Annotated in this window: 24 protein-coding genes and 1 tRNA gene; 12 read left to right on the top strand and 13 right to left on the bottom strand. The window is 64.6% G+C overall.

Going from position 1 to position 24,927, the window contains the following annotated elements:
- Nucleotides 1–40: 40 nt before the first annotated feature.
- Nucleotides 41–703, bottom strand: a complete 663-nt coding sequence (locus E3E11_RS07320) for a class I SAM-dependent methyltransferase (RefSeq protein WP_141451813.1) — start codon at nt 701–703, stop codon at nt 41–43.
- A gap of 145 nt (nt 704–848) precedes the next feature.
- Between E3E11_RS07320 and E3E11_RS07315 the strand changes: the two genes are divergently transcribed.
- Nucleotides 849–1,142: a hypothetical protein gene (locus E3E11_RS07315; protein WP_141451812.1), complete on the top strand. Its 294-nt coding sequence runs from the start codon at nt 849–851 to the stop codon at nt 1,140–1,142.
- 78 nt (nt 1,143–1,220) lie between these two features.
- Here E3E11_RS07315 and gshB read toward each other — a convergent pair whose 3' ends face one another.
- From gshB to uvrB, 4 genes are all read right to left on the bottom strand, one after another.
- On the bottom strand, nt 1,221–2,186 hold the full coding sequence (gene gshB, locus E3E11_RS07310; protein ID WP_141452235.1) for a glutathione synthase: 966 nt from the start codon (nt 2,184–2,186) through the stop codon (nt 1,221–1,223).
- Between the two features lie 135 nt (nt 2,187–2,321).
- A complete protein-coding gene (greB, locus tag E3E11_RS07305; RefSeq protein WP_141451811.1) occupies nt 2,322–2,861 on the bottom strand; it encodes a transcription elongation factor GreB in 540 nt (179 codons plus the stop codon).
- Entirely contained in the window at nt 2,858–3,811 is a 954-nt protein-coding gene (locus E3E11_RS07300; protein ID WP_168189224.1) for an aldose epimerase family protein, read from the bottom strand. Before E3E11_RS07300 ends, greB begins: the two co-directional genes overlap by 4 nt.
- Nucleotides 3,812–3,815: 4 nt before the next feature.
- Nucleotides 3,816–5,960, bottom strand: a complete 2,145-nt coding sequence (gene uvrB / locus E3E11_RS07295) for an excinuclease ABC subunit UvrB (RefSeq protein ID WP_231119051.1) — start codon at nt 5,958–5,960, stop codon at nt 3,816–3,818.
- Nucleotides 5,961–6,259: 299 nt separating this feature from the next.
- Between uvrB and E3E11_RS07290 the strand changes: the two genes are divergently transcribed.
- Nucleotides 6,260–6,679, top strand: coding sequence for a hypothetical protein (locus E3E11_RS07290; RefSeq protein ID WP_141451808.1), 420 nt, complete (start codon nt 6,260–6,262; stop codon nt 6,677–6,679).
- Between the two features lie 131 nt (nt 6,680–6,810).
- Here E3E11_RS07290 and E3E11_RS07285 read toward each other — a convergent pair whose 3' ends face one another.
- Complete coding sequence (locus tag E3E11_RS07285) at nt 6,811–8,172, bottom strand: ABC1 kinase family protein (RefSeq protein ID WP_141451807.1); 1,362 nt, start codon at nt 8,170–8,172, stop codon at nt 6,811–6,813.
- Nucleotides 8,173–8,226: 54 nt separating this feature from the next.
- Entirely contained in the window at nt 8,227–10,119 is a 1,893-nt protein-coding gene (locus tag E3E11_RS07280) for a M3 family oligoendopeptidase (protein WP_141451806.1), read from the bottom strand.
- A gap of 291 nt (nt 10,120–10,410) precedes the next feature.
- Between E3E11_RS07280 and E3E11_RS07275 the strand changes: the two genes are divergently transcribed.
- From E3E11_RS07275 to lptB, 6 genes are all read left to right on the top strand, one after another.
- Nucleotides 10,411–10,497, top strand: a tRNA-Leu gene (locus tag E3E11_RS07275).
- Between the two features lie 182 nt (nt 10,498–10,679).
- Nucleotides 10,680–11,339, top strand: coding sequence for a ribonuclease D (locus E3E11_RS07270; protein ID WP_141451805.1), 660 nt, complete (start codon nt 10,680–10,682; stop codon nt 11,337–11,339).
- Nucleotides 11,336–12,322 (top strand): KpsF/GutQ family sugar-phosphate isomerase, encoded by a 987-nt coding sequence (locus tag E3E11_RS07265; protein ID WP_141451804.1) that lies wholly within the window; start codon nt 11,336–11,338, stop codon nt 12,320–12,322. The genes E3E11_RS07270 and E3E11_RS07265 overlap by 4 nt, the downstream gene beginning before the upstream one ends.
- 16 nt (nt 12,323–12,338) lie before the next feature.
- A complete protein-coding gene (gene lptC, locus E3E11_RS07260; protein ID WP_141451803.1) occupies nt 12,339–13,163 on the top strand; it encodes an LPS export ABC transporter periplasmic protein LptC in 825 nt (274 codons plus the stop codon).
- Nucleotides 13,160–14,326, top strand: coding sequence for an LptA/OstA family protein (locus tag E3E11_RS07255; RefSeq protein WP_231118887.1), 1,167 nt, complete (start codon nt 13,160–13,162; stop codon nt 14,324–14,326). The genes lptC and E3E11_RS07255 overlap by 4 nt, the downstream gene beginning before the upstream one ends.
- Nucleotides 14,327–14,338: 12 nt before the next feature.
- Nucleotides 14,339–15,088, top strand: a complete 750-nt coding sequence (gene lptB / locus E3E11_RS07250) for an LPS export ABC transporter ATP-binding protein (protein WP_141451802.1) — start codon at nt 14,339–14,341, stop codon at nt 15,086–15,088.
- A 50-nt stretch (nt 15,089–15,138) separates the two neighbouring features.
- Here the strand turns inward: lptB and E3E11_RS07245 are convergent, their stop codons facing one another.
- Entirely contained in the window at nt 15,139–15,378 is a 240-nt protein-coding gene (locus E3E11_RS07245; protein WP_141451801.1) for a DUF1150 family protein, read from the bottom strand.
- 228 nt (nt 15,379–15,606) lie between these two features.
- On the opposite strand from E3E11_RS07245, the gene def reads away from it, so the two are divergent.
- From def to truA, 3 genes are all read left to right on the top strand, one after another.
- Entirely contained in the window at nt 15,607–16,164 is a 558-nt protein-coding gene (def, locus tag E3E11_RS07240; protein ID WP_141451800.1) for a peptide deformylase, read from the top strand.
- 121 nt (nt 16,165–16,285) lie between these two features.
- The gene (fmt, locus tag E3E11_RS07235) at nt 16,286–17,209 is read left to right on the top strand and encodes a methionyl-tRNA formyltransferase (RefSeq protein ID WP_141452232.1); all 924 of its coding nucleotides are present in this window, start codon (nt 16,286–16,288) and stop codon (nt 17,207–17,209) included.
- Nucleotides 17,202–18,011, top strand: coding sequence for a tRNA pseudouridine(38-40) synthase TruA (gene truA / locus E3E11_RS07230; protein ID WP_141451799.1), 810 nt, complete (start codon nt 17,202–17,204; stop codon nt 18,009–18,011). The genes fmt and truA overlap by 8 nt, the downstream gene beginning before the upstream one ends.
- A 41-nt stretch (nt 18,012–18,052) precedes the next feature.
- On the opposite strand, the gene dapE is transcribed toward truA, so the two are convergent.
- Together dapE and dapD are read right to left on the bottom strand one after the other, a co-directional pair.
- Entirely contained in the window at nt 18,053–19,204 is a 1,152-nt protein-coding gene (dapE, locus tag E3E11_RS07225) for a succinyl-diaminopimelate desuccinylase (RefSeq protein WP_195804965.1), read from the bottom strand.
- Between the two features lie 24 nt (nt 19,205–19,228).
- Nucleotides 19,229–20,059, bottom strand: a complete 831-nt coding sequence (gene dapD, locus E3E11_RS07220; protein ID WP_141451798.1) for a 2,3,4,5-tetrahydropyridine-2,6-dicarboxylate N-succinyltransferase — start codon at nt 20,057–20,059, stop codon at nt 19,229–19,231.
- A gap of 235 nt (nt 20,060–20,294) precedes the next feature.
- Here dapD and E3E11_RS07215 point away from each other — a divergent pair, with 235 nt between their 5' ends.
- The gene (locus tag E3E11_RS07215; protein ID WP_141451797.1) at nt 20,295–21,296 is read left to right on the top strand and encodes a nucleotidyl cyclase domain-containing protein; all 1,002 of its coding nucleotides are present in this window, start codon (nt 20,295–20,297) and stop codon (nt 21,294–21,296) included.
- Nucleotides 21,297–21,309: 13 nt separating this feature from the next.
- Here the strand turns inward: E3E11_RS07215 and argB are convergent, their stop codons facing one another.
- The 3 genes from argB to yidC form a co-directional block, all read right to left on the bottom strand.
- Complete coding sequence (gene argB / locus E3E11_RS07210) at nt 21,310–22,245, bottom strand: acetylglutamate kinase (protein WP_141451796.1); 936 nt, start codon at nt 22,243–22,245, stop codon at nt 21,310–21,312.
- Nucleotides 22,246–22,298: 53 nt separating this feature from the next.
- The gene (yihA, locus tag E3E11_RS07205) at nt 22,299–22,988 is read right to left on the bottom strand and encodes a ribosome biogenesis GTP-binding protein YihA/YsxC (RefSeq protein ID WP_407938673.1); all 690 of its coding nucleotides are present in this window, start codon (nt 22,986–22,988) and stop codon (nt 22,299–22,301) included.
- Nucleotides 22,989–23,074: 86 nt separating this feature from the next.
- Nucleotides 23,075–24,922 (bottom strand): membrane protein insertase YidC, encoded by a 1,848-nt coding sequence (yidC, locus tag E3E11_RS07200; RefSeq protein WP_141451794.1) that lies wholly within the window; start codon nt 24,920–24,922, stop codon nt 23,075–23,077.
- Nucleotides 24,923–24,927: the final 5 nt, after the last annotated feature.

The raw sequence follows: 24,927 nt of genomic DNA, 5'->3' as shown, positions 1-24,927 counted from the left end.
GGAGCCTTTTTCATGCGCGAAAGAACTTGAAAGGAGACGCTCAGGCCGGCTTGTCGTTGGACAGGGTCACCAAGGTGAACAGCCCGGCAGGCGGGACAGGCTGGATGGTGCAGCGCTCCAGGTCACGGGGCGGCAGCAGGCTTTCCATGGCAAAGTCAGGGTGCCAGCCGAGCGACCGGGAAGCGCGGGCCATGGCGCGCTCCACCATCAGCCGCGCGCCGCCCGGAGCCAGAAAGTGATTGACGAACAGGATATGCCCACCGGGCTTCACCACCCGCTTCAGCTCAGCGAGGAGACGGGCCGGATTGGGCACGACCGAAGCCACGAACATGGCCACTGCCGTGTCAAAGCTGTTATCGGGGAAGCGGGTGCTCTCGGCATCCATCACCTCCAGCGCATCGACATTGCTCAGCTCTTCGCGCACGACGCGCTCGCGTGCCCGCTCCAGCATGTCTTCGGAGAGGTCAATGCCGGTGATGCGCTTGTCAGCCCGGTAAGCGGGCAGCGCCAGACCGGTGCCGACACCCACTTCCAGAACATTCTTGCCCGGCAAATTGTTGACTGCCTCCACCGCGCGACGGCGACCGAAAGCCGAGATCCCTCCGAACACCGTGTCATAGATGCGCGCCCAGCGCCGGTACGCCTGTCTGACGCTCTCTGCATCAAGTGCGGAGCGGGGGTGCTGGTGAGATGACGTTGTCATGGAGCTCGATACCTCGTTGCCTCCGCCCCGGTCATGGAGGGGCGTGGCACTCTTCAACCACGCTTCCGCTTGCTCATCAAGTAGTCCCTCTGGCAGACTCGCACGATCATGCCCTTCCGAAGCCTGTAATCCGGTCCCTGAATCCATGTCGTCGCTCCCCTCTTCCATAATCGCCTTTTTCGCTGCACATCTGGTCGGGACCCTAGCGGTCCTGGGCTGCCTCATCTGGGCCTTCCTGGCCTTCCTCAATGTCAAAACGCCCCTTCTGGACTGGTTTTCCAACCGTTTCGGTAAGGACAAGCCGCCGCAAGCGCCTTCAGGCACGCCTGGGGAAGCCGTTTCACCCCAGCCCTTCACCTACGCGCCACCGCCCAGGCCGCAGCCTGAACCGCCCGCGTCACAAGAAGGCGGGGCCGAAGAGCCACCTAAGGCGCAATAACGCGCCGTTTCAGAATGGCTGCCATGCAGAAGGGGCGCGCCCTGCAGAACCGCTCTTGCTGCTTTGCACAGGGAAAATTCAGCCAGGCTCTTTCAGGCGTTTGTCGATCGCATCCCAGACCAGGCCTGCACTGTTGATGCCGTCAAAGCGGTCCAGCTCCTGCAGCCCGGTGGGCGAGGTGACATTGATTTCAGTCAGCCAGTCACCGATCACGTCGATCCCGGTGAAGATAAGGCCGTACTGGCGCAGGTAAGGGCCGATCGTCTCGCAGATCTCACGGTCACGCGGGGTCAGGGCAACGCTTTCAGCCCGCCCGCCCACATGCATGTTGGAGCGCGCCTCCCCCTGGGCCGGAATGCGGTTGATGGCCCCGATGGGATGGCCGTCAACCAGGATGATGCGCTTGTCCCCCTGCCTGACAGCCGGCTCGTAACGCTGGACCATCAGCGGTTCGCGCGAGCGCGTGAAATGCATCTCCAGCAGGGAGGAGAAATTCTCGTCATCAGGTTTGACGCGGAAAATCCCCGCACCGCCATTGCCGTAAAGGGGCTTGAGGATGATGTCGCCGTAGCGGGCCCTGAAATCGGCGATGGCCTGCGGGTCCCAGGTCACCAAGGTTGGCGGCATCAGGTGGGGGAAATGGGTTACCAGCAGCTTTTCAGGCGCATTGCGCACCGCTGCGGGATTGTTGACCACCAGCGCCTTGCCCGGACCGGTGCCATCAATATGTTCCAGGAGATGGGTCGCGGTGATGTAGCCCATGTCAAAAGGCGGGTCCTGACGCATAAGGATGACGTCCATGTCGCCCAGATCAACCGTCTCTTCCGGCCCGAACTGCGCATGGTCGCCGTGCACGCGCTGGACTTTCACCGGGCGTGCGCGCGCCTGCACGCGGCCTGCGCCTGCAGCGCCGCTGCCCACCCCCTCACGCAGGGTCAGCGAGGTCGGCGCGTAGACATACAGCTCATGCCCGCGCCGCTGCGCCTCCAGCATCAGGGCGAAGGTTGAATCGCCGTCGATGTTGACATGTTCCAGGGGGTCCATCTGCACGGCGACACGGCGACGCGGTGCGGCGGGATCAGCGGGGGTTGAAGGGGAGGAAATTTGGGGCACAGTCGACAGAGCCTCCTGAAAGCGGGAGATAAAATGAATAAAGGGCCGGTCCGAAAAGCACTGCCTTCAGGAGGGTGCGGGCGGTGGATAGGAGATGGAGAGGATCTCAATGGGCACCGGGCCTGAAGGCGTGTGCAGCGAGACTTCATCGCCGACCCGGGCGCGCATCAGGGCACGGGCGACAGGCGAGACGAGGCTGACCTCACCTCGCTCGAACGCGGCCTCATCCACCCCCAGAATGGTGACGGTGAAACGCCGGTCGTCTTCATCGGCATAACAGACCGTCGCGCCGAAAAACACGCGGTCGCGGCTGGTCTGGGCAGACGGATCAACGATGATGGCATTTTCCAGCCGTTTGGTGAGAAACCTCAGGCGACGGTCGATCTCGCGCAGGCGTTTCTTGCCGTACTGGTAATCGGCATTTTCCGACCGGTCGCCGTTGCCAGCAGCCCAGAAGACGACCTCCACCACCTGCGGCCGCTCGACGCGGGAGAGATGCCGCAGCTCCTGGCGCAGGGTTTCAGCCCCCTTGGGCGACAGGTAACGGTTCAAGGCCGGCGTGGCTGGCCCTCCCCCCTTGGGCTCTGCGGGCTTCACCGCGCTCATGGCCTGCGGGACCGCCGGTGTGCGTGCTCACTGAGCTTCAGGCGCAGATTGCCGCCCAGCCGGGCACCAGGCGCCAGAACATGCATCCCGCCTCCCGCAACGCCCGGACGGTTGAGGGCATCGGGCATGGCGGTGGACGCAAAGAACTCGAGACTGCCGCTCTCCTTTGCGTCTCCCTCCCGCTCCACTACCTCCCAGGCGCGCTCGACAGAAAGATGGGTGAAGACCGGATCCGCTTCGAACACAAACGCCTGCGGGGAACGCGCAGGGGTGTTTTCCAGCGCCGCGCGGCCGCCGAAACCGGTGAAGCAGGCGTCCAGCGCGCGTCCTTCCAGGCTCTGGCCCTGGCGGAAATCCCATATGTCCGTGCAGGTCACTTCCTCGGCAGGCAGGCCCTGGGCATCCTTTGTCCAGGCGGAATGCGCGTCCAGCGACAGGCGGGCGTGCGGGCCGGCTGTCGGGCAGGCCAGAAAGCCCAGCCCCACCGGCTGCTCGGCGCTGTCGCGGTTTTCAATGACCACTGTCACCGCCAGTCCCCAGTCGTGCAGAACGTATTCAACCACGCCGCGATAAGCGAAAGGCCATTCCGAGGCCCTGTCTGCAGCAGCCGGATCGTGGTCCAGCACGAAAATCGCCTGCCGGTCCATGCGGTGGGCCACGGTCCAGGGGCAGGCCCAGCTGCTGCCGTGCAGGAGATGGGCAGGCGTGCCTTTTCCCAGCACATATTCCTGGCCTGCAAACGAAAACCTGCCTTCAGACAGCAGGCCGCCAAAGGGCAGGATGGGGCACGCACTGAGCGGTGCGCTCGGGCCCGCAGCCGGAAAGGCCACGTCGTTCATGAAGCGGCAGGGTTGCAGCACGTCATGGCCACCATGACGCCACTGCCTGATCCCCCCTCCCTGCACAGGATCAAGCACGACGTGGTTGCTGCCGCAGTTCAGTTCCAGCATGGGCTCAGGCCTTCTTTGCAGCAGTGCGCGACTTGCCGCCCGCTTTCCTGGCCCCGCTCCGCCCGTCAGAATCCTGCGTGGCGGGGTGGGCGCCTGCAAGGCGGGCGCGGCTGCGGCCCGGACGCCCCGGTGACAGCAGGGCGGCATCCACCGCAGGCTCCACCTCAAGGCCGAGCTCCAGGGCTTCGCGGCGGCGGATCTCGTCACGCAACTGGGCGGCCAGCTCGAAATTGAGTTCTGCCGCCGCCTCGCGCATCTGCTTGCGCACCTTCTCGAGCGAGACGCTGTCCTCGGGCGCTGTTTTGGCTTTGGCGGGCGCGCGCGTTTCCTCCTCGGTCTCGAACATGGTGTCGGCGATGCGGCTGCGCACGGTGGTGGGCGTGATCCCGTGGGCCTCGTTCCAGGCGATCTGCTTTTCACGCCGGCGGGCGGTTTCCTCCACCGCCCAGCTCAGGCTGTCGGTCATGGAATCGGCATAGAGCAGCACCCGCCCGTCCTGGTTGCGCGCAGCGCGCCCGATCGTCTGGATCAGCGAGGTGCGGGAACGCAGGAAACCTTCCTTGTCCGCATCGAGAATGGCCACCAGCTGGCATTCAGGGATGTCGAGCCCCTCACGCAGCAGGTTGATGCCCACCAGAACGTCAAAAGTGCCCAAACGCAGGTCACGGATGATCTCGATCCGCTCCAGCGTGTCGATGTCGGAATGGAGGTAGCGCACTTTCACGCCCGCTTCTGACAGATATTCCGTCAGGTCCTCGGCCATGCGCTTGGTCAGGGTGGTGACCAACACTCGCCCGCCCTTGCTGATGGTGGCCTGGGCTTCATGCAGCAGGTCATCCACCTGGCCTTCAACGGGCCGGACATCGGTGATCGGGTCCACCAGGCCGGTGGGACGGATGATCTGCTCGGCAAAGACGCCGCCGGTCTGCTCCAGCTCCCACGGCCCGGGCGTTGCCGAGACAAAGAGCGTCTGCGGGCGGTAAGCCTCCCACTCAGAGAAGGAGAGCGGCCGGTTGTCGAGACAGGAAGGCAGCCTGAACCCGTATTCGGCCAGCGTGCCCTTGCGCGCGCGGTCCCCGCGTTCCATGCCGCCGATCTGCGGCACGCCCACATGACTTTCATCGACGATCAGCAGCGCGTCTTCAGGGAGGTATTCAAACAGGGTGGGCGGCGGATCGCCTGCGCGGCGGCCCGTAAGGTAGCGCGAATAGTTCTCGATGCCTTTGCAGACGCCGGCCGTTTCCATCATCTCCAGATCGAACTCGGTGCGCTGCTTCAGCCGCGCGGCTTCCAGCGGCCTGCCCTCCTTCTCGAACTCAGCCAGGCGCTCCTGCAGCTCGACCGCGATCTTGCCCATCGCCTGGTTGAGAGTGGGGCGCGGGGTCACGTAATGGGAGTTGGCATAGAGATTGACTTCGCCCAGATGGGAGGTGATCTCCCCGGTCAGGGGATCGAATTCGTTGATCTCCTCGATCTCGTCGCCGAACATGCGCACGCGCCAGGCCCGGTCCTCATGCTGGACGGGGAAAATATCGATCTGGTCGCCGCGCACCCGGAAGGTGCCGCGCTCAAAGGCCAGGTCATTGCGCTGATACTGCAGCTCGATCAGGGAGCGGATGAAAGCGTCACGCTCCAGCGTCTGGCCTTCGGCAAGCTCGATCTTCATGCGCGCGTAGGATTCAGGCGAACCGATGCCGTAAATGCTCGAGACAGACGCGACGATGATGACGTCATTGCGCTCAAGCAGCGCCTGGGTGGCGGCATGGCGCATGCGGTCGATGCGCTCGTTGCGCTGGCTGTCCTTCTCGATGAAGGTGTCGGAACGCGGCACGTAGGCTTCAGGCTGGTAGTAATCATAGTAGGAGACGAAGTATTCCACCGCATTATCGGGGAAGAACTTCTTCATCTCGCCGTAAAGCTGCGCGGCCAGCGTCTTGTTGGGCGCCATGATAATGGTGGGCCGCTGCACGGCCTCGATCACCTTGGCCATGGTGAAGGTCTTACCTGAACCCGTCACTCCCATCAGCACCTGGTCGCGCTCGCCTCCCTGCAGGCCCTGGACGATCTCGGCAATGGCCTGGGGCTGGTCACCTGAAGGCTGATAGTCCGACTTCACCACCAGGCGGCGCGTCTTCTCCTTGACCGGCATGCGGTCGGGAAAAAAATCCGTCTGACGTGGCTCGATGGCCTTCTTTTTCTTGCGCGTGCTGTGCAACTGTGTGGCTACCATGTTTTCTAGATGGGGGAATGATCCAGGGCGTGCAAGACCAGAGGGCGCAAGACAAGAGGGGTGTGTGCTAATTGCCGGCCCCGGCTTCCGATCGTTTCGCCGGGGCCGTTTTCCCCCTGCCAAGTTGCGCCATCCGGGCTAGGATCACCCGCGGACCTGGCGGAAACAGCCTCCAGAGGCTGCCCCGCCCTTAACCTCAGATATTAAGGACCTTCTCCATGGATCTCTCCAAGCTCGAACAGGCCTATACCCAATATGCAGGCGTGGCCCAACAGGCCTTCCAGCTGCTTGAAAATCTCATCAACAAAATGCAGGAAGCCGCGCAGAACGGCGATGAAAAAGCCGGCCACTGGGCTGCGGAACTGCAGCAGGTCGTCCAGACCCTTGAAGGCGGGCAGACCCATATCGGCACGCTGCTGCAGCAGTTCCACGGCGCCCTGAGCGCTTTCGAGGGGAACTCTTCTGCCGCCGCCTCCACCACCGCTGCCGGGTCGGAAGCCGGGGCTGCTGGCACGGCCGCCTCCGGTACCTCCTCGCATGGGCTGGGCGGGCTGGTGTCCGATTTCCTCAACTCCGATATCGGCAAGTCCATCGAGCAGGGCGCTCTGGGTAAGCTCGGCAAGATGTTCAAGTCCTGAGCTGATCCCCTCTCTACTCCTGGCCTGGCAACCGCCAGGGTTTTGCCGGTCCGCTCCCTTGCAAGTGTAAGCACTTATGTATGGGAGCCGGGCCGGCAAAGCGTTTCGGGCCAGGTTTTTACAGACTGAGCTCAGGCCTTGACGGGTTTGACGCCTGCACGGGTCAGCGCTTCCCGCTGGCGGGCTGCCAGCGTGTCGACATTGAAGCCCTCAATCAGCTCCATGAACATGCGGTGCCAGTTCAGCCGCGCACCCAGGCGCAGGAAGGCGCTGCCCAGCCCGATGGCCGAGCGGTCCAGCAGCACGAATTCCCGCGGCAGGGTCACCCCACCTGTTTTTTTGAGACCTTCATAAACCCGCTCGAGGATGACACGCGCCTCTGCCGGGTCATTGCTTTCACGCATCGTGCATTCCCGGTCGGTCACGAGCGGGCGGTAGAAGAAGCGCGCCCATTCATTGAGCACTTCCGCCGTCTCGCGCGTCAGGTTGCGGAAACCCCAGGCCTGGTAGGCGGCATAGGCCCGCTCCCCGTCGCCGTCACGCAGGGCGGTGAACAGGTCCACCACGCCGCCGACAAAACGGGGGGTGAACACCCGCACGGCCCCGAAATCCAGCAGGTTCAACCGGTTGTCATCGCCGATGGTGAAATTGCCCATATGCGGGTCGCCGTGAATCACCCCGTAATGATAGACGGGCTTGTACCAGGCCTGGAACAGGGCGCGCGCGATGGCATTGCGCGCTTCCTGCGACAGCTCGGCTTCAAGCACGCTCTTCATACTGCGGCCGTTCAGCCAGCCCATGGTCAGCAGGCGGTGGGTGGTCAGGCTGCCGACCGGCTCGGGAATGCTGACCGAAGGCGTGTGTTTCAGCATCAGGCGGTACAGGCGCAGATGGCTGGCCTCACGCTCATAATCCAGCTCTTCACGCATACGGTCGGCAAGTTCGGCATAAACTTCATCCTGGCGGATGGTGTTGCCGAAAAATCCGTATACGCCCAGCGCCGTGCGCAGCTGGCGCAGGTCGCTCTCCATCGCCCCCTGCATGCCCGGATACTGCAATTTGCAGGCCACTTCACGCCCATCTGCCAGCACCGCACGATGCACCTGACCCAGGGAGGCGGCGGCAACCGCGTCATGGCTGAAGGCGCGGAAGTTCTTCTGCCATTCATCACCCAGCTCCGCGCGCATGCGCCGCCGCACGAAGCTCCATCCCATAGGCGGCGCATTGGCCTGCAGGTGGGCAAGCTCCTGGGCATATTCATCGGGCAGCGCGCCCGGAATGGTGGAGAGCAGCTGCGCGCCCTTCATCAGCGGCCCCTTGAGTGCGCCCAGCGCGGAACGCAGGCCTTCGGCATGGTTGGCCGAGCCCGTATTCAGCCCGATCCGGTGACCGGCCAGCCGCGCCGCAACCCCGCCCATGGCACCGGAAGTGCGGACCAGGCGCTGAACGTTGTCCACGAAACCGGTCTTGTCCAGATTGCGATCACGTGCCATGTGCCCTCCCTCTTTAAAACCGGTCCCTGCCTGAAAGACTTTCGGGGAAACCTGTCAGAAACCGTGCGCCACCTCTTCTTCAAGGGTGGTGATCAATCCGTCTATCACGTCCAGCCCTCTGTTCCAGAAAGCCGGGTCGCCTGCATCCAGCCCGAAGGGAGCGAGCAGCTCGCGGTGGCGCAGCGTGCCGCCCGCCTGCAGCATGGTTCTGTATTTTGCGGCAAACCCCTCAGACTGCTCCCGGTAGACGCTGTAGAGCGCATTTACCAGGCAGTCCCCGAACGCATAGGCATAGACGTAGAAGGGCGCATGGATGAAATGGGGAATATAGGACCAGTAGGCATCATAGTCAGGCGTGAACTCAAAGGCCGGCCCCAGGCTGCGCTCCTGCACGCCGCGCCAGATCTGCCCCAGCCGTTCGGCTGAAAGCTCGCCATTGCGCCGCTCCTCGTGAACCTGTGTCTCAAACTGGTAGAAGGCTGTCTGGCGCACGACGGTATTGAGCATGTCCTCGATCTTGGCTGCCAGCAGAAAACGCTTTTTCCCGGGGTCCTTCTCCGCGTCCAGCAGGGACTGGAAGGTCAGCATCTCCCCGAAGACCGAAGCGGTTTCAGCCAGGGTGAGCGGGGTGGAGGATTTGAGGTAGCCCTGCGCCTGGCCGGCCAGGATCTGGTGGATGCCGTGCCCCATTTCATGCGCCAGGGTCATCACGTCGCGCGCGCGTCCCTGGTAGTTCATCAGCAGGTAGGGATGCACCGAGGGAACCGTGGGATGGGCAAAGGCGCCCGAGGATTTTCCCGCAACGGCAGCCGCATCGATCCAGGGGCGGTCCAGAAAGCGGCTGGCCAGCGCGCCCATCTCGGGATCAAACGCCTGGTAGGCCTGGCGCACGATTTCACGCCCCTCCTGCCAGGGCACCAGGCGTTCCGTATGACCGGGCAGAGGGGCATTGCGGTCCCAGTGCTGCAGGCGCTCAAGCCCCAGCCATTTCGCCTTGAGCGCGTAATAGCGGTGCGAGAGGCGCGGATAGGCCTGGTCCACCGCTGTCACCAGCGCGTCCACCACCCCGTCTTCCACCATGTTGGCGCGGTTGCGGGAACTGACCGGGCGGGGATAGCCGCGCATGCCGTCCGCAACGGCCTTGTCCTTGGCAAGCGTGTTGGTGATGCTCACCAGAAGGTGCTGGTTGGCCTGCAGGGCCGCGCTGATGGCCTGGGCTGCCTGGGCGCGTTTTCCGCGGTCAGCGTCGGTGAGCTGGTTGAACGCGTCATTGAGCGGCACGGTCCGGCCGTCAAGTTCCGCCGTCATGGCGGCCATCGTCTCGTCAAAAAGCCGCACCCAGGCCGCACGCCCGGTGACGGAGGTTTCCATCAGGGCCCGCTCGACATCATCGGAAAGCTGGAAGGGACGGAAAATGCGCAGGTCACGCAGCCAGGGGCGCCAGGCAGCCAGGGCTTCATCCTGCAGCCAGCTTTCATCCAGACGGTTGAGCGCCAGCGTGAAGAACAGCAGGCGCACCGAGAGCGCCGTCACCTGCTCGCGCACATGCTGGGCGAAGCGGCCAGTGGCGGGGTCGGTCGTCTGGGCGGCAAAGAGAAGCTGGGCGTAAGATCCCACCTTGCCCAGGCCTTCCTCGATGTCCTGGTATTCCTCCAGCGCCTGGGCCAGCTCGACAGGCGTCAGGGGGGCCTGGTCCTGTGAAGAGGGACTGGAAGGATTGGCGGTGGCCTCCAGCCGGTCTTTCCAGCGCTTTTCAAATTCTTCTGCTTCGCGCTCCAAGCGCTCCAGATCCGCCTTCAGGGCCGGGTCATCGGGGGAAAGATACAGGTCCCCCAGGTCCCAGCGCGGCGCACCCAGCTGCTCAGCTGCCTGGGCCGCCTGCGGGGCCGCGGCAGTTGCACCGGTGCTGGAGGGGGAAGCGGGCACGGACAGCGGAAATCTGATCATGCCCTACCCTAACCTGCTGACCCTGCCATGAAAATCCATCAACCCTCCGGCAGCGCTTCTTTTCCTTAGGGTCAGGATTATTTTGCAGGATTGTTCCGGAGGGCCATGGCGGCCGGGAAAAGAGACTTGAAAGCCGGAGGAAGAATTTTCGCCTCCCCTGCCTGAATTCAGCCACGCGGCCCTTGACCCCTGCAGGCAGGATGGCTAAAAGAACCTCACCAACCGGCTGCTGACCGGGCGCGCCTGAAAGCTCAGGCACCTTCCCGGAAAGTCAGCAAGCCGTGCCTCTTTGCCCAGATGGCGGAATTGGTAGACGCGCAGGTTTCAGGTACCTGTGTCCGCAAGGACGTGGAAGTTCGAGTCTTCTTCTGGGCACCATCTCTTCCCCGGGGTCTTCCGAGGCTTCAATGCCTTTCCCCAAGATCTCTGCCGTGCCCACAGGGCAACAGCTTTCGCCGGCCCTGCCCTGGGCCATGCTGCAACGGGCACAAGACGGGTTCAGAGAAGCAAGAGAAGCAGCTGATCAAAACAAAAATCAGAAACAGTTTGAAAAGTGAGCCATGAGCAGCACGCCGCAGAACGCCATCCATCTTTATGACGGCGACCTGCCGGACGGGCTCGACCTCGGCCCCGTCGTCGCGGTGGACACCGAGACCATGGGCCTCAACCCCCATCGTGACCGGCTGTGCCTCGTGCAGCTTTCAAGCGGTGACGGGCAGGCGCACCTGGTGCAGATCCGCCCTGAGCGTCTGGGCGGCAAGGGGGCGGACTGCCCCAATCTCAAGAAACTTCTGGCAGACCCCAACATCACCAAGCTCATGCATTTCGCCCGTTTTGACGTGGCTGTTCTGCAGCATGCGCTGGGCATCCGGGTGGCTTCGGTGATCTGCACCAAGATTGCCGCCCGCCTGGTCTATACCTTCACCGACAAGCACGGCCTGGCTTATCTCTGCCGCGAGCTGCTGGGCGTGGAGCTGTCCAAGCAGCAGCAGAGCTCCGACTGGGGCGCGACTGAACTGACGCCCGAGCAGCTTCAATACGCTGCCGCGGACGTTCTCTACCTGCATGCATTGTGGGAAAAGCTTGAGGCGATGCTGATCCGCGAGGAGCGGCGCGAGCTTGCGCAGGCCTGCTATGATTTTCTGCCGGCGCGTGCAGATCTGGACCTGCTGGGTTATGAGAAGCCTGACATCTTCTCGCATACCGCTCGGATTTCATGACCTCACCGCCCCTCCGCATCGCCCGCCAGGCGCTGAGCCTGCAATATGACGGCCTTAACCAGCTGGCGCGCGAGCTGGAAGGGCCGCTCGGCGAGGCGTTCGAGCAGGCCATCGACAGGATCCTGCACACCAGGGGGCGAGTCGTGGTTACGGGCATCGGCAAGTCGGGCCATATCGCGCGCAAGATCCAGAGCACGCTTGCCTCCACCGGCACCCCTTCCCTCTTCGTGCATCCCGCTGAAGCGGCACACGGGGACCTGGGGGTCTTCATGGCCGATGACCTGCTGCTGCTGCTTTCAAGCTCCGGTGAAAGTGCCGAGCTCGGCCCGCTGCTGAAACATGCGCGCCGCCTCAATGCCGAGCGGATCGCCATCACCAGCAACCCCGCCTCGACCCTGGCGCGCTCGGTGCAGACCTGCCTTACGCTGCCGGTGGTGCCTGAGGCCTGCCCCATGGGGCTTGCGCCCACAACCTCCACCCTGCTGCAGCTTGCGCTGGGCGATGCGCTGGCCATGGCCCTGCTGGAGCGCCGCGGATTCGGGGAGCGCGACTTCCAGCTCCTGCATCCGGGCGGCCAGCTCGGCAGCCAGCTCCGCCTGATCGAGGAGCTGATGCATACCGGCGCGGAAATGCCGCTCGGCACGCCTGACATGCCCCTGCGCCAGGTCATCGTGGAAATGACGCGCAAGGCTTTCGGCTGCATGGGGGTGATCGACGGGGACGGCAGGCTCTGCGGCCTCGTCTCTGACGGGGACCTGCGCCCCACGCTGGAGCGCAATCTCGACCTCGACAGCACCACAGCCGCCGATATCATGAACCGCAAGCCCCTTACCGCCCCGCCCGATATCGTGGCCCGCGAGGCCCTGCGCTTCATGAACGACCCGCATTTTCCCGTCAGCAGCCTTTTCGTCGTGGGCCCGGACCGCCGGCCGGTCGGCATCGTCCATCTGCACGACCTCCTGCGTACCGAGATGACCAGGTAGGCGGAGGGCTGACGCGATGAGCAACGATTCCCCGCATTCCCCGGAGCAGCCCTCTGACACGCCGGCAACGCCCGGCGCGCAGCGCGAGGATTTCGACCCCGATCGCCAGGCGCAGCTCGACAGGCTGAACGCCCACCGCCAGGCGGCTTTCCAGCGCGTGCGCAAGGCGCCCAGCAAGGACGAGATCGCGCGCCGGCGCCTCCGCCTCAACCGGGCGAAATGGATCCTCCCCACCGTGGCAGGGGTCTTTCTGGTCTCGATCGCCGCCTGGCCCGAGATTACCCACCTGCTCCACCAGAACCGCGCCATTCTGCACGAGCTCAGCAAGGTCCAGCTGGAAAGCGGCCATATGGACCGCGCCGTCTATCACGATCTCGACCGGCAGGGACGGCCCTACATGCTGACTGCGGATGTTGCGCACCAGATCGATGATGACCGCATCGATCTCGACCATCCTCAGGCCGATCTGCTGCTCCACCCCAATGAGTGGGTTTACGTGCGGGCCGACCGGGGGGTCTACATGCAGCACGAGCAGACCCTCGACCTTGACGGCCATGTCGTGCTTTACCGGAGTGACGGCGTGCTTCTCAACACGCCGACCGCCGATCTGGACCTCAAGCAGGGCATCGCAGCCACCCATGACTGGGTCCATGCGGAAGGGCCTTTCGGCACCCAGGATGCCCAGGGCGCCTTTCTGGATCAGAATGCCAATCTCATTCAGTTCATGGGGCCCGGGCGCACCGTGCACAACAATGACATTGCTCCAACCGATGCCCCTGCCGGGTCCTCTCTCACAGTGCCGGGCGCCGCTTCTTCTGCCGGGAGACCGAAACAGCCATGATCCCCTCGCCGAGAACGCTTTCTCCCTTTTCCGCAGCATGTTTTTCCGTAGCCCGTTCAGTGGCCCGGCCTGACCTGCGCCGGGCGGGCCTGCTGGGGCTGACATTGCTGTGCAGTGTGGGGCTGGGCCGTGCAGGGCTGTGCGGTGTGGAAGCGCTCATCTCAAACGCGCACGCCGCCCCGGCACAACCGAGTGCTGAACCTGCAGGTAGCCCCGGCCCCACCACTGACAATGCCATGCCCAGCAGTGGTTCCGACAACAAGTCACCTGCCGATGCCTCGCACGGCCAGCCGGTCCACCTCTACTGGAAAGGCCAGGAGATCTACGACCACAACCGCCAGACCGTGACACTGATCGGCGGCGCGCGCGCGGTGCGGGGCGACACCACGCTCGACGGAGACGTGCTGATCGGCTACCTGCGCAAAAAAGCGCCCCCGCCCGGCCAGGCGGCAGCCCCGTCGTCCACTGCCAGCGAAGACCCGCTGGGCGGCAGCCTGGAGCTCTACCGCATCGAGGCGCGCGGGCATGTGCATGTCTACAATCTCAAGGACCAGGCCTGGGGCGACCACGGCATTTATGACGTCGACCGCGCCCTCATGCTGATGACCGGCCAGCACCTCAAGGTCATGACGCCCCAGGATGTCATGACGGCGCGCGATCTCATGGAATATTATCCCAAGGCCAGGATATCAGTGGGGCGCGGCAATGCCTCCCTGACCACCAATGACGGCAAGCGCGTCACCGCCGACATCATGGAATCCTTCGGCATGTCGGACCTGCAGAAGGCCCAGCGCGATGCCGCTGACCGCAGGCAGGCCGAGATCGCGCGCCGGCGCGGGCTGCCGCCGCCCAAGAGCACCAACGGCTCGAACATGGACCGCGCCTATGGCTGGGGCCACGTGGTGGTGCGCACCCAGACACAGACCGCCACCGGTGACCGCGGCGTCTATCTCTTCGGGCCGGAGCTTGCGCGGCTGGTCGGCCATGTGCACGTGACGCAGGGGCAGAACCAGAACAACGGCTCACAGGCCCTGGTCAACCTGCGCACGGGTGTCTCCACCATGCTGCCGGGCACGAACTCGCCCATTCAGGGGCTGGTGGTGCCCAATGAGGCTTCCTCCAATGAGAACCAGAACAAGACCCAGGGCGGCAGCCGGAAATAAGGGAGCAAACAGATGAGCGAGAGCCTGCCTTTCGACCCCAATATCGGCCTTGTGGCCCACGGGATCAGCAAAAGCTACAAGAAGCGCACTGTGGTCGAGGATGTTTCCCTGCAGGTCAAGCGCGGTGAGGCTGTCGGGCTGCTGGGGCCCAACGGGGCGGGCAAGACCACCAGCTTCTACATGATCGTGGGGCTGGTGCAGACCGATACCGGCAGCATCACGCTTGACGGCTCCGACATCACCCAGCTCCCCATGTATCGCCGCGCCCGCCTCGGCGTCGGTTACCTCCCGCAGGAAGCCAGCATCTTCCGCGGCCTGACCGTCGAGCAGAACATCATGGCAGCGCTGGAAGTGGTTGAGCCCGACCGCGACAAGCGCCAGGAAATGCTGGACGGGCTGCTGGCCGAGTTCGGCATCACGCGGCTGCGCCATTCCCCCGCCCTCGCCCTTTCAGGCGGTGAGCGCCGCCGCCTTGAGATCGCCCGCGCTCTTGCCAGCCAGCCGAACTACATCCTGCTTGACGAGCCGCTGGCAGGCATCGACCCGATCGCTGTAAGCGAGATCCGTGACCTGGTCTCCCATCTCAAGGAACGCGGGATCGGCGTGCTGATCACCGATCACAACGTGCGCGAAACGCTCGAAGTCATTGACCGCGCCTATATCCTGCACAGCGGCAAGGTGCTGACCGAGGGCACGCCTGAAGAGATCGTGGCCAATGAGGACGTGCGCCGCGTCTATCTGGGCGAGAATTTCAGCCTCTGAACGCCTGGGCTGAAACGCCCGGAAATCCCTGCGCCGGAAGGCCCGGAAAGTCAGTGAATCAGGGCAGCCGCCAGGTTGTTGTCGCGGATGGCGGCCAGGGCCGTGGCTTCATCGGCGACGATCGCCATGGGCGTGCCGTCAGCAGCATGAATGCCCACCGCCGGCGCGCCTTCATGGCGTACGGGGCGGATATAGGCCATTTCCTGCAGGCCAAGCTGGCGGAACTGCGGGGCTGAGATATGGCGCAGGTCGGAAGAAATGATGGAATTGGAAGCGTTGCTCTGAGACATGAAGGCCAGGGCCTTTCAACAATATGATGTTCTTGAAGGTGTTCTGAAAATGAAAAATGTGATGTGGGTTGGCCGGTGAAATGATCGGCAGCTGAAGTCCCCGGCCTCTGCAGGCGAGGGAACGTTCGAAACAGTGGAAATGGGCATCCCCGGGGAGATTTCAAGACCCCGCTTTCCCCTGCAGGCCCCGTCTGGCGTAATGGCTTCAAGCTCGCTAGTGTCACCCCCATGAGCATTATCGACATTCTCGCCGGGATTGAAGAGGTGGAGCCCACCCCCATCCTGGTTGCCCCCCATCCCGTCCTGCGTCAGAAAGCCCGTGCGGTGGCTGAAGAGGACATGGCGCAGATCCGCGCTGCCCTGCCCGGCATGTTCTCCGCCATGTACAAAGCGCCCGGCATCGGCCTGGCCGCCCCGCAGGTCGGGCTGTCGCTGCGGCTGATCATCATCGACCTTGCCGACCGCAGCAAGGAGGAAAGCCCGGCCCCGCTGGTGCTGATCAATCCGGAAATTCTCGAAACGAGCGAGGCGACCTCCCCGCGCCAGGAGGGCTGTCTTTCCCTGCCCAACCAGTTTGCCGAGGTGGAGCGGCCCGATGTTGTGAAAGTGCGCTACCTCGACCTGGACGGCAGCGTGGTGGAACGCGAAGAGGACGGCCTGCTCGGCACCTGCATCCAGCATGAGATCGACCATCTGGAAGGCAAGCTTTTCGTCGACCACCTTACGACCCTCAAACGCAACATGATCATGCGGCGCCTCAACAAGGAGCAGAAGCGGCGTCACTGAACGTCACTGAAAACACTGCCCTTACCCTTTGCCTGCTCCTTTCATGGCCCGAACCCTTCGGAAGCGCTGCTCCATGCCCGCCCCTGCCGAATCCCCCGAATCTCTCTCCTCCGCCAAGCCTCTGCGCCTGGTTTTCATGGGCTCGCCTGAATTCTCCGTGCCTGCCCTGCATGCGTTGCGCGAGGCCGGTCATGAGATCGTGGCTGTTTATACGCAGCCGCCGCGCCCTGCGGGACGGGGCAAGGCGCTGCGCAGGCAGCCTGTCCATGAAGCGGCTGAAGAGATGGGCATCGAGGTGCGCACGCCCGCCAGGCTGCGCAACAATCCTGAAGCACAGGCAGAATTTGCCGCCCTGAAAGCTGACGTGGCCGTGGTGGCGGCTTACGGCCTCATCCTGCCGCCTGAAATCCTGGACGCGCCGCGTCTGGGCTGCCTCAACATCCATGCCAGCCTGCTGCCGCGCTGGCGGGGGGCATCGCCCATCCAGTCCGCCATTCTGGCCGGCGACAGCGAAAGCGGCGTGTGCATCATGCAGATGGATGAAGGGCTGGACACAGGCGCGGTGCTGATGCACGGGGCCACGCCCATCACCGCTGACGACACTTCAGCCACACTGCATGACCGGCTGGCGCAGATGGGCGCAGCCCTGATCGTCCGCACCCTCAGCCAGCGCCCCTTGCCTGTGGCCGTACCGCAGCCTGAGGCCGGCATGACCTATGCCCCGCGCCTGACGCGGGAAGCGGGACAGATCGACTGGCGGGCCAGTGCGGAGGAAATCGATTGCCAGATCCGCGCTTTCACCCCCTGGCCTGGAAGCTTCACCCGTTACGGGGGCCAGACCCTGCGCATCGGCAACGTCCTGCCGCTGCCCGCCCAGGACGTGGGCGACGCGGAACCCGGCACGGTTCTGGACGACCGGCTGACGGTTGCGACCGGCCGGGGTGCCGTGCGCATCACGCGCCTGCAGCAGCCCGGGCGCGCGATGATGGAGGCAGGCGACTTCCTGCGCGGCCGCCCCCTCGGCAAAGGCAGCCGCTTTGACTGACGATCCGGCGAACCAGAAAACCGGCCAGCGCTGGGCGGTCAGGATCGAGTTCAACGGGCAGCCTTACCGGGGCTGGCAGCGGCAGGAGAACGGTCTTACCGTCCAGCAGCTGGTCGAGGAAGCCGCCGCCCGCCTTACCCGTGGCCGGTCTGTACCCAGCATCACCGCAGGGCGGACGGATGCCGGCGTGCATGCCAGCGGCCTGGTTGCGCATCTGGATTTCCCCGCTGATGTCCGCCTGACGGCCCACACCCTCCGCGAGGCGCTGAACTATCACCTCAAGCCGCATCCGGTCGCCATCCTGCAGGCAGCCTCGGTACCGGCGGACTGGAATGCGCGCTTTTCGGCCATCTGGCGCCGTTACCGCTACGTCATCCTCAACCGCCCGGCCCGCCCGGCCCTGGCGGAAGGACAGGTTTGGCATGTCAGGCACGAGATGGACGTTGCCGCCATGCAGGAAGGCGCGCGCCACCTGCTGGGACGGCATGATTTCACCTCTTTCCGCGCTGCCGCCTGCCAGGCGCGCCATGCTCTGCGCACCCTCGATGAGCTGCAGATCCGCCGCCAGGGCGAGCGGATCCTCATTGAAACGCAGGCGCGCTCGTTTCTGCACCACCAGGTGCGCAACATGGTGGGCACCCTGGCTCTGGTGGGCCTCGGCCGCTGGACGCCCGCGCAGGTGGGCACCGCCCTTGCCGCACGCGACAGGCGCGCGGCGGGGCCGACCGCCCCTGCAGACGGGCTGTGCCTGATCGGGGTGGGGTATCCCAGCGATCCCTTCGAAGTGTCTGCCGTCTCTTAGCCTGTCTTGGGCCTGTCTTGAGCCTGTCTTAGCCGGGGACTTCAGACGCCCAGCCGCTCCATGAAAAGCTGCGTGACACGGGTGAGGTCTTCCAGGGAGGCAAGGGAGATCTTCTCGTCACGCTTGTGCATGGTCGCCCCCACGAGCCCGAACTCCGCCACCGGACACATCGCGGTGATGAAACGCGCATCCGACGTGCCGCCCCCTGTGTCCAGCACAGGCTTGCGGCCCGTCACCTCCTCGACCGCCTGGCCCAGCAGGGCGACTTCCCGCCCGGCCGGGGTCATGAAGGCCTCCCCACTGACGCTCACCGCCACCTCCGTGCCGGGGGCGTGGGCCTGGGCGACCTCCTGCAGCCATTTCTGCAGGGAAGCGCCGGTATGGAGATTGTTGAAGCGGATGTTGAGCCGGATCTCCACCTGCGCGGGAATGATGTTGGTTACCGGGTTGCCGGTATCGATGCTGGTGACCTGCAGGGAGGACGGCGCGAACCACTGGTTACCGCTGTCCAACGGGAAAGAGGTCAGGGCCGTCAGGAGAGCGGGCAACCTGTGCAGGGGATTGTCGGCCAGGTGGGGATAAGCCACATGGCCCTGCACACCTGGCACTTTGAGCACGGCATTGAGGCTGCCGCGCCGTCCCACCTTGATCATCTCGCCCATCTGGCCAGGGTTGGTCGGCTCGCCCAGCAGGCAGAAATCGGGCTTTTCCCCCTGCTCTTCCATCCATTGCAGCACGGCACGCGTGCCGTGGCGGGCCGGTCCTTCCTCATCGCCTGTCAGCAGGAAGGCAAGGCTGCCCTCAAGCGGCCCCTGCCTAAGCCTCCTGGCGGCAGCGGCGATGAAGGCAGCCACGCCGCCTTTCATGTCCGCAGCGCCGCGGCCGTAGATCCAGCCGCCTTCCACATGGCCTGAAAAGGGATCATGCTGCCAGTCCGGCCCCGGCGCCACCACATCGGTATGACCGGCCAGACAGAGCAAGGGCCTGGCTGTGCCCAGGCGGGCATAAAGATTGGGCGTGGGGGCCTCAGGCGGCCCGAAAGGCAGGGCAGTGACCGTAAAGCCCAGCGTCTCCAGCGCCTGGCCGACCAGCGCCAGCGCCCCTGCATCCTTCGGCGTGACGGAAGGGCAGCGCAGCAGCGCCTGAAGCAGCGGCACCGGATCGGTCAGAATTTCAGGGGTAAAAGCGGTCAAGTCAGCAACGCCCCCGAAGCCCCTTCAGTCACGCAGGAGCTCGTTGATGGAGGTCTTGGAACGCGTCCGCTCGTCCACCCGCTTGACGATGACCGCGCAGGCAAGCGAGGGACCACCCGGCGTTTTGGGCGGCAGGGTGCCTGGAATGACCACGGAATAGGCCGGCACGCGCCCCATGTGGATTTCCCCCGTGGCGCGGTCGATGATCTTGGTGGAAGCGCCCAGGAACACGCCCATCGAAAGCACGGAGCCCTTTTCGACGATCACGCCTTCCGCCACTTCGGAGCGCGCGCCGATGAAGCAGCCGTCCTCGATGATGACCGGCGCTGCCTGCAGGGGCTCGAGAACACCGCCGATCCCCGCCCCGCCGCTGATGTGGCAGTTGCTGCCGATCTGCGCGCAGGAGCCGATCGTGGCCCAGGTGTCGACCATGGTGCCGCTTTCGACGCGGGCCCCAAGATTGACGAAGCTCGGCATCAGCACCACGCCCGGCGCGATATAGGCGGACCGGCGGACGATGGAGCCGGGCACGGCGCGGAAGCCCGCCTGCTCGAAACGCGCCTTGTCCCAGCCAGTGCATTTCAGCGGCACCTTGTCAAAGCCCGGCACGCCGCCGCAGGCATAGGGCATGGGCTCGCAGTCATAAAGCCGGAAGGACAGCAGAACGGCCTTTTTGAGCCATTCATGCACCACCCGACCGGCCGGGGTGACTTCAGCCACGCGGAAAACCCCCTGATCCAGCCCCTCCAGGGCGGCTTCCACGGCCTGCCGGGGGGCGCCGGTGGTCTGGGGGGTCAGCGTGGCCCGGTCTTCCCAGAGAGCGTCGATGGTGGCCTGAAGGTCGGTATGTGGCATGGAATCCGTTTCCGTATGACTGTAAACCTGTTTGACTGTAAGCTGTGCCCGGGGAGCACGCGCCGGGTATACGGGCACCCCCGAACCATGCGGCGGCGGGGCAGGCAAGTCAATTGCACCCTTCCCCGAACCGGCATTGCGGGCCAGGATATTACCGGCCAGGCTCAGAATGCGGCAAAGTCCCGCAGCGCGAACGCCGCCCCCCCACAGTGCTCAATTCATGCAGGGCAAAGTCATGCAGGCCACAACCAGGACCGCCGTTTCAGCTTCAGACGCTTCTCTTACCAACCTCGTTGCCCTGCTGCGCCAGGGCGGCCTGCCGGCACAGGGGCTACGCCTGGCCTGCAGGAGGCTGCACCACCTGCTGGGATGCCAGGGCATGGTGCTCGAAGCCCGGACTTCCCACGCGCCCGGGGACACCACCTTTTCCCTGCAGCCCTTCAGCCAGCCGGAAGCCCAGACCCATTGCCCGCCCCAATATCTGACGGCCTGCGCCGCACAGCTTGAAAACGCAAGCGGCGAGCAGCAGCTGGTCTTCTCCCAGAAAAGCGGGGCAGAAACCGACTGCCTGCTCCTGACCGTTCAGCCCCTGTCTGCGAATCGGCAACTGGCCCTCCTGCTGTGGCGCCATGACCCCTGGACAGAGGCTGAGAAAAACCTGCTACGCCAGTTCTGGCAGATCGCTGCCACCCTGTTTGAAGTGGAGGACCGCTACCGTGCCTCCCTTTACGCCGGCCGCCATGACCCCGAGACCGGCCTGCTGACCTGGGAGGGGATGAAGGAGGAGATCACCCACCGGCTGAGCCGGTTGGATGCCAACCACCAGCCCGGCACCCTGCTGCGCCTGCAGGTCAACCTGCCGCCTGAGCTGCAGGACCCCACACGTCCGCTCGCTGAACGCGTGCGTGAGGAACGGCGTTGGCTGGGGGATGTGGTCTCTGCCCTGCGCAAGGCTTTCCGGCCGACCGACCCCATCGGGCGGCTAGGCAGCAGCCAGTTCGTGCTCTGGATGGACGGCGCTGACCGCTTCGCCGCTGCCGAGCGCGCCGCCCGTCTCACTGAAGGGGGATTCCCCCACAAGGACGGGCCGCCCGACAGCCTGCAGATCGGCCTGGCCTGCCGCGAAGCCGGCTGCACGGAAACGCTGGAAAATCACCTGGAGCAGGCCACGCTGGCCTTGCGCCAGACTTCGCCTGGCCTCGGCAGCGCCTGGAAGTTCTCGCCCCTGCCCGCCTGAAAAGGTCCGGGGCTCAGTCCGCCTTGATGAGCGTGCCTGGCCCTGCGCGCGTGAAAAGCTCCAGCAGGCAGGCATGGGCGACGCGCCCATCAAGAATGACGGCGGCCTTGGCCCCGTTCTCCACAGCCTTGATGCAGGTTTCCACCTTGGGGATCATGCCGCCTGTGATGTGGCCTTCGCTGATGAGGCGGCGCGCCTGCTCGGCGGTCAGTTCCTCGATGGGGTTGCCGTCCTGATCCAGCACGCCTGCAACATCAGTCAGCATCAGCAGGCGCGACGCCTGGACCGCGCCTGCGATCGCCCCGGCCGCTGTATCGGCATTTATGTTATAGACCTCTCCGCCGGCACTGCCGCCCACCGGGGCCACCACAGGCACCAGCCCGGTCCCCAGCAGGGCGTAGAGCACGCGCGGGTCCACTGATTCCGGCTCGCCCACGAAGCCCAGATCGACTTCTTCTCCCGCTTCCTCGCCTCCGCCCCCGCGCCTGCAGTGACGCAGCTTGCGGGCCTGGATGAGCTGGCCGTCACGCCCTGAAATGCCGACAGCCAGCGCGCCCGCTCGGCTGATGAGATCAGCCACCTGCTTGTTGACAGTGCCGGCAAGCACCATCTCGATCACCTCGATCATGGAGCGGTCGGTAACGCGCAGACCGTCCACAAAGCGCGTCTCTATGGAAAGCTTGGCCAGCATGTCATTGATCTGCGGTCCGCCGCCATGGACCACGATCGGATTGATGCCCACCAGTTTCAGCAGGGAGATATCGCGCCCGAAGGTTTCGGCCAGCGCCCCTTCCCGCATGGCATGGCCGCCGTATTTCACCACGATGGTATCGCCCGCATAGCGCCGCAGATAAGGCAGGGCATCGGCCAGGATGGCGGCTTTCTGCCGATCCTGAACGGTCCCGGCCAGCAGGGATTCTTCGGAAAGAAGGTCAGGCTTCGAAGGCATCAGCCAAATCCATCACATGCAGGAAAAATTACGGGACACGGTCCGGGCCGCTTTCAGCGCGGCGGGGGTGCGGCAAAGCCTGCCATCATCGCCCGCAGCTGCGCAATGCCCTGTCCCTTTTCGCTGCTGGTGGCCATGACGGTGGGATAGGCTGCGGCGTGCTTGGCCAGCACAGCCTCGACTTCCTCAATGCGCTTCTGCAGGTCACTGGCTGAAAGCTGGTCGCATTTCGTCAGCACGACCTGAAAGACCACGGCCGCCTTGTCGAGCAGGTCACAGGCCTCGCGGTCGGAATCCTTGAAGCCCACGCGGCTGTCGATCAGCAGCACCACCCGGTCCAGGTTGGGGCGGCCGCGCAGATAGGAGAACATGGTTTTCTGCCAGTCCTCCTTCACGCTCTTGGCTGCCTTGGCGTAGCCGTAGCCCGGCATGTCCACCAGGACGAGACGGCCGCCCAGGTCGAAGAAATTGAGCTGCTTGGTGCGCCCGGGCTCCGAGGAAGCGCGGGCCAGGGCCTTGCGACCGGTCAGGGCATTGATGAGGCTGGACTTGCCGACATTGGAGCGGCCTGCAAAGGCGATCTCGGGCAGGCCGGGCGGCGGCAGCTGGTCGAGCGTCTGCGAGCCGTGGAAAAAGTCGCAGGGACCTGCAAACAGCAGCCGCCCCGCTTCAAGCTCGGCCTGGCTGGGCTCTTTTCTAGGGGCCGCCTTCTGGGGGGCGGCGGCATTCTGCGGTTCGGTCACGGCACTCTCCTTTTCTGCCCTTTTCAGCAGGGTCTTTGTCAGCATCGGCGGCGGCCCGCAAAGGCGAGCTCGGGCAGGCCGGCAGGTCAGTCTCCGCCCTGGGAAGACGGGTCCTTCTTTTTCCTGGCCGCCTTTTTCCCGGCGCTGCCGTCCCCCTTCACAGGGGCGCCCCCGCTGACCGGAACGGGCAGTTTGGTGTGGCGCTCGATGAGGGTCTGCTGCAGCCAGGTCAGGATGTTGTTCCAGGTGTAGTAGATCATCAGCCCTGCCGGAAAGCCCGACATGATGAAGACATAGACCAGCGGCATGAACTGCATCATCCGCGCCTGGGCCGGGTCCATGCTGACCATGGTCTGGCGCTGCAGCAGCCAGAACGTGGCTCCAAGGGCCAGCGCCCAGGCGCTGACATGCAGGAAAGAGGAAAGATGCGTCGGGTCGAAAGGCAGCAGGCCGAACAGGTTGAACAGATTGGTGGGATCGGGAACGGAGAGGTCGTTGATCCAGCCGAAGAAGGGCGCATGCCGCTCGTCAATGCTGATGTTGAGCATCTTGTAGAGGCAGAAGAAGATCGGCGCCTGGATCAGGATCGGCAGGCAGCCCCCGGCGGGATTGACCTTCTCCTCGCGGTAAAGCGCCATGATCTTCCGGTTGAGCGCCATGGGGTCCTCGCCCCCCTTCTCGCGCAGCTCCTTGATCTTGGGGGCAAGCAGGCGCATGCGCGCTGCCGACACCGCCGCCTTGTAGGCCAGGGGCGAGAGGATGAGCTTGATGATCAACGTCAGAATGAGCAGGGCGATGCCGAAATTGCCGATCCAGTGATACAGCCAGTCCAGCAGGGCGAGGATGGGCCGGGTCAGGAAGCTGAGGTAACCGTAGTCGATGGCCTTATCAAAAGACGGCAGCTCCAGCGCCTTCTGGTAATGGGCCAGCAGTGAAGGCACCTTGGCGCCGGCGAACAGGTAGCTTTCCTGCCCCAGGCTCGCCCCGGGTTCGACCCGCTGAGCCTCATGGTCGCGCAGGCTGATGAGATAGGCAGGGCTCTCATAGCCGTAGGCGCCGGTCACTACGTCATCAGGACGCGCGCCGATGGCAGTCAGCCAGTATTTGTCGGTCAGCCCGACCCAGCCGCCCTTGGAGGTGGCGCTCCAGGCCAGGTGGTCGGGATTGTCCTCGGCACGGGTGCGGACCTTCTTGTAGCCCATATCCTCCAGATGCCCGTTCATGACGGCGATCGGCCCTTCATAAGCCGTCATGGACCCCGTGTCGGAGGGAAGGTAATCGCGCCGGATCAGCTGGGTCGGGCGCACGGAAACCGCCTGGCCGGAATGATTCTCCACCTCCTGGCGCACCGTGAACATGTAATGGTCATCCAGCGCCAGGTGGATGAGGAAGGTCACCCCCGCCCCGTTCTCCCAGCGCAGGGTGGCGGGATGCTGGGGCGTCAGCTCCGGTGAATCACTGATCCAGAGGCTGTGGACGTCAGGCAGCTTCGTGCTTGAGTCAGATCCATTCTGCCAGCCCAGCACCACATAGGTCGGATGGGGCGTGCCGATCGGGTTAAGCAGGTGAACGAGCGGGCTGTCCTTAGCCACCGTTTCGCGGTAGCGGGTCAGCAGCAGGTCATCGAGACGCGCGCCCCGCAGGTTGAAGGAACCGCGCACGTCATGGCCCAAAATGGCCAGCCGGTGGTCAGCCTGGTCCTCTTCCTCCACCTTTGCCGCCTTCGCGGCCTCACTGGCGGAAACCTGGGCGGAACCCAGCGCCTCCCCGCTTGCCGTCTGCGACCCGGCGCTGGGCTGGGCGCCGGCAGCGGGGGAATGACTGGCTGAAAGCGGCGCAGGGGCGTGATGCGGCCTGGGGGCAAGATAGTTGAAGCCGAGAAGGACCAGTCCTGACAGGACAATCGCCAGAATAATGCGTTTGCTGCTATCCATCGCGT

It is taken from the genome of Oecophyllibacter saccharovorans (assembly GCF_006542375.1).
GTDB classification, from domain to species: domain Bacteria; phylum Pseudomonadota; class Alphaproteobacteria; order Acetobacterales; family Acetobacteraceae; genus Oecophyllibacter; species Oecophyllibacter saccharovorans.
The sequence above is the reverse complement of the archived record's forward strand: the minus strand, read 5'-3'. Positions and strand labels throughout refer to the sequence as shown.

Coding starts and splice junctions, on each gene's coding strand:
- E3E11_RS07320 (WP_141451813.1), bottom strand. CDS start 703: ATGACAACGTCATCTCACCAGCACCCCCGCTCCGCACTTGATGCAGAG.
- E3E11_RS07315 (WP_141451812.1), top strand. CDS start 849: ATGTCGTCGCTCCCCTCTTCCATAATCGCCTTTTTCGCTGCACATCTG.
- gshB (WP_141452235.1), bottom strand. CDS start 2,186: ATGGACCCCCTGGAACATGTCAACATCGACGGCGATTCAACCTTCGCC.
- greB (WP_141451811.1), bottom strand. CDS start 2,861: ATGAGCGCGGTGAAGCCCGCAGAGCCCAAGGGGGGAGGGCCAGCCACG.
- E3E11_RS07300 (WP_168189224.1), bottom strand. CDS start 3,811: ATGCTGGAACTGAACTGCGGCAGCAACCACGTCGTGCTTGATCCTGTG.
- uvrB (WP_231119051.1), bottom strand. CDS start 5,960: ATGCCGGTCAAGGAGAAGACGCGCCGCCTGGTGGTGAAGTCGGACTAT.
- E3E11_RS07290 (WP_141451808.1), top strand. CDS start 6,260: ATGGATCTCTCCAAGCTCGAACAGGCCTATACCCAATATGCAGGCGTG.
- E3E11_RS07285 (WP_141451807.1), bottom strand. CDS start 8,172: ATGGCACGTGATCGCAATCTGGACAAGACCGGTTTCGTGGACAACGTT.
- E3E11_RS07280 (WP_141451806.1), bottom strand. CDS start 10,119: ATGATCAGATTTCCGCTGTCCGTGCCCGCTTCCCCCTCCAGCACCGGT.
- E3E11_RS07270 (WP_141451805.1), top strand. CDS start 10,680: ATGAGCAGCACGCCGCAGAACGCCATCCATCTTTATGACGGCGACCTG.
- E3E11_RS07265 (WP_141451804.1), top strand. CDS start 11,336: ATGACCTCACCGCCCCTCCGCATCGCCCGCCAGGCGCTGAGCCTGCAA.
- lptC (WP_141451803.1), top strand. CDS start 12,339: ATGAGCAACGATTCCCCGCATTCCCCGGAGCAGCCCTCTGACACGCCG.
- E3E11_RS07255 (WP_231118887.1), top strand. CDS start 13,160: ATGATCCCCTCGCCGAGAACGCTTTCTCCCTTTTCCGCAGCATGTTTT.
- lptB (WP_141451802.1), top strand. CDS start 14,339: ATGAGCGAGAGCCTGCCTTTCGACCCCAATATCGGCCTTGTGGCCCAC.
- E3E11_RS07245 (WP_141451801.1), bottom strand. CDS start 15,378: ATGTCTCAGAGCAACGCTTCCAATTCCATCATTTCTTCCGACCTGCGC.
- def (WP_141451800.1), top strand. CDS start 15,607: ATGAGCATTATCGACATTCTCGCCGGGATTGAAGAGGTGGAGCCCACC.
- dapD (WP_141451798.1), bottom strand. CDS start 20,059: ATGCCACATACCGACCTTCAGGCCACCATCGACGCTCTCTGGGAAGAC.
- E3E11_RS07215 (WP_141451797.1), top strand. CDS start 20,295: ATGCAGGCCACAACCAGGACCGCCGTTTCAGCTTCAGACGCTTCTCTT.
- argB (WP_141451796.1), bottom strand. CDS start 22,245: ATGCCTTCGAAGCCTGACCTTCTTTCCGAAGAATCCCTGCTGGCCGGG.
- yidC (WP_141451794.1), bottom strand. CDS start 24,922: ATGGATAGCAGCAAACGCATTATTCTGGCGATTGTCCTGTCAGGACTG.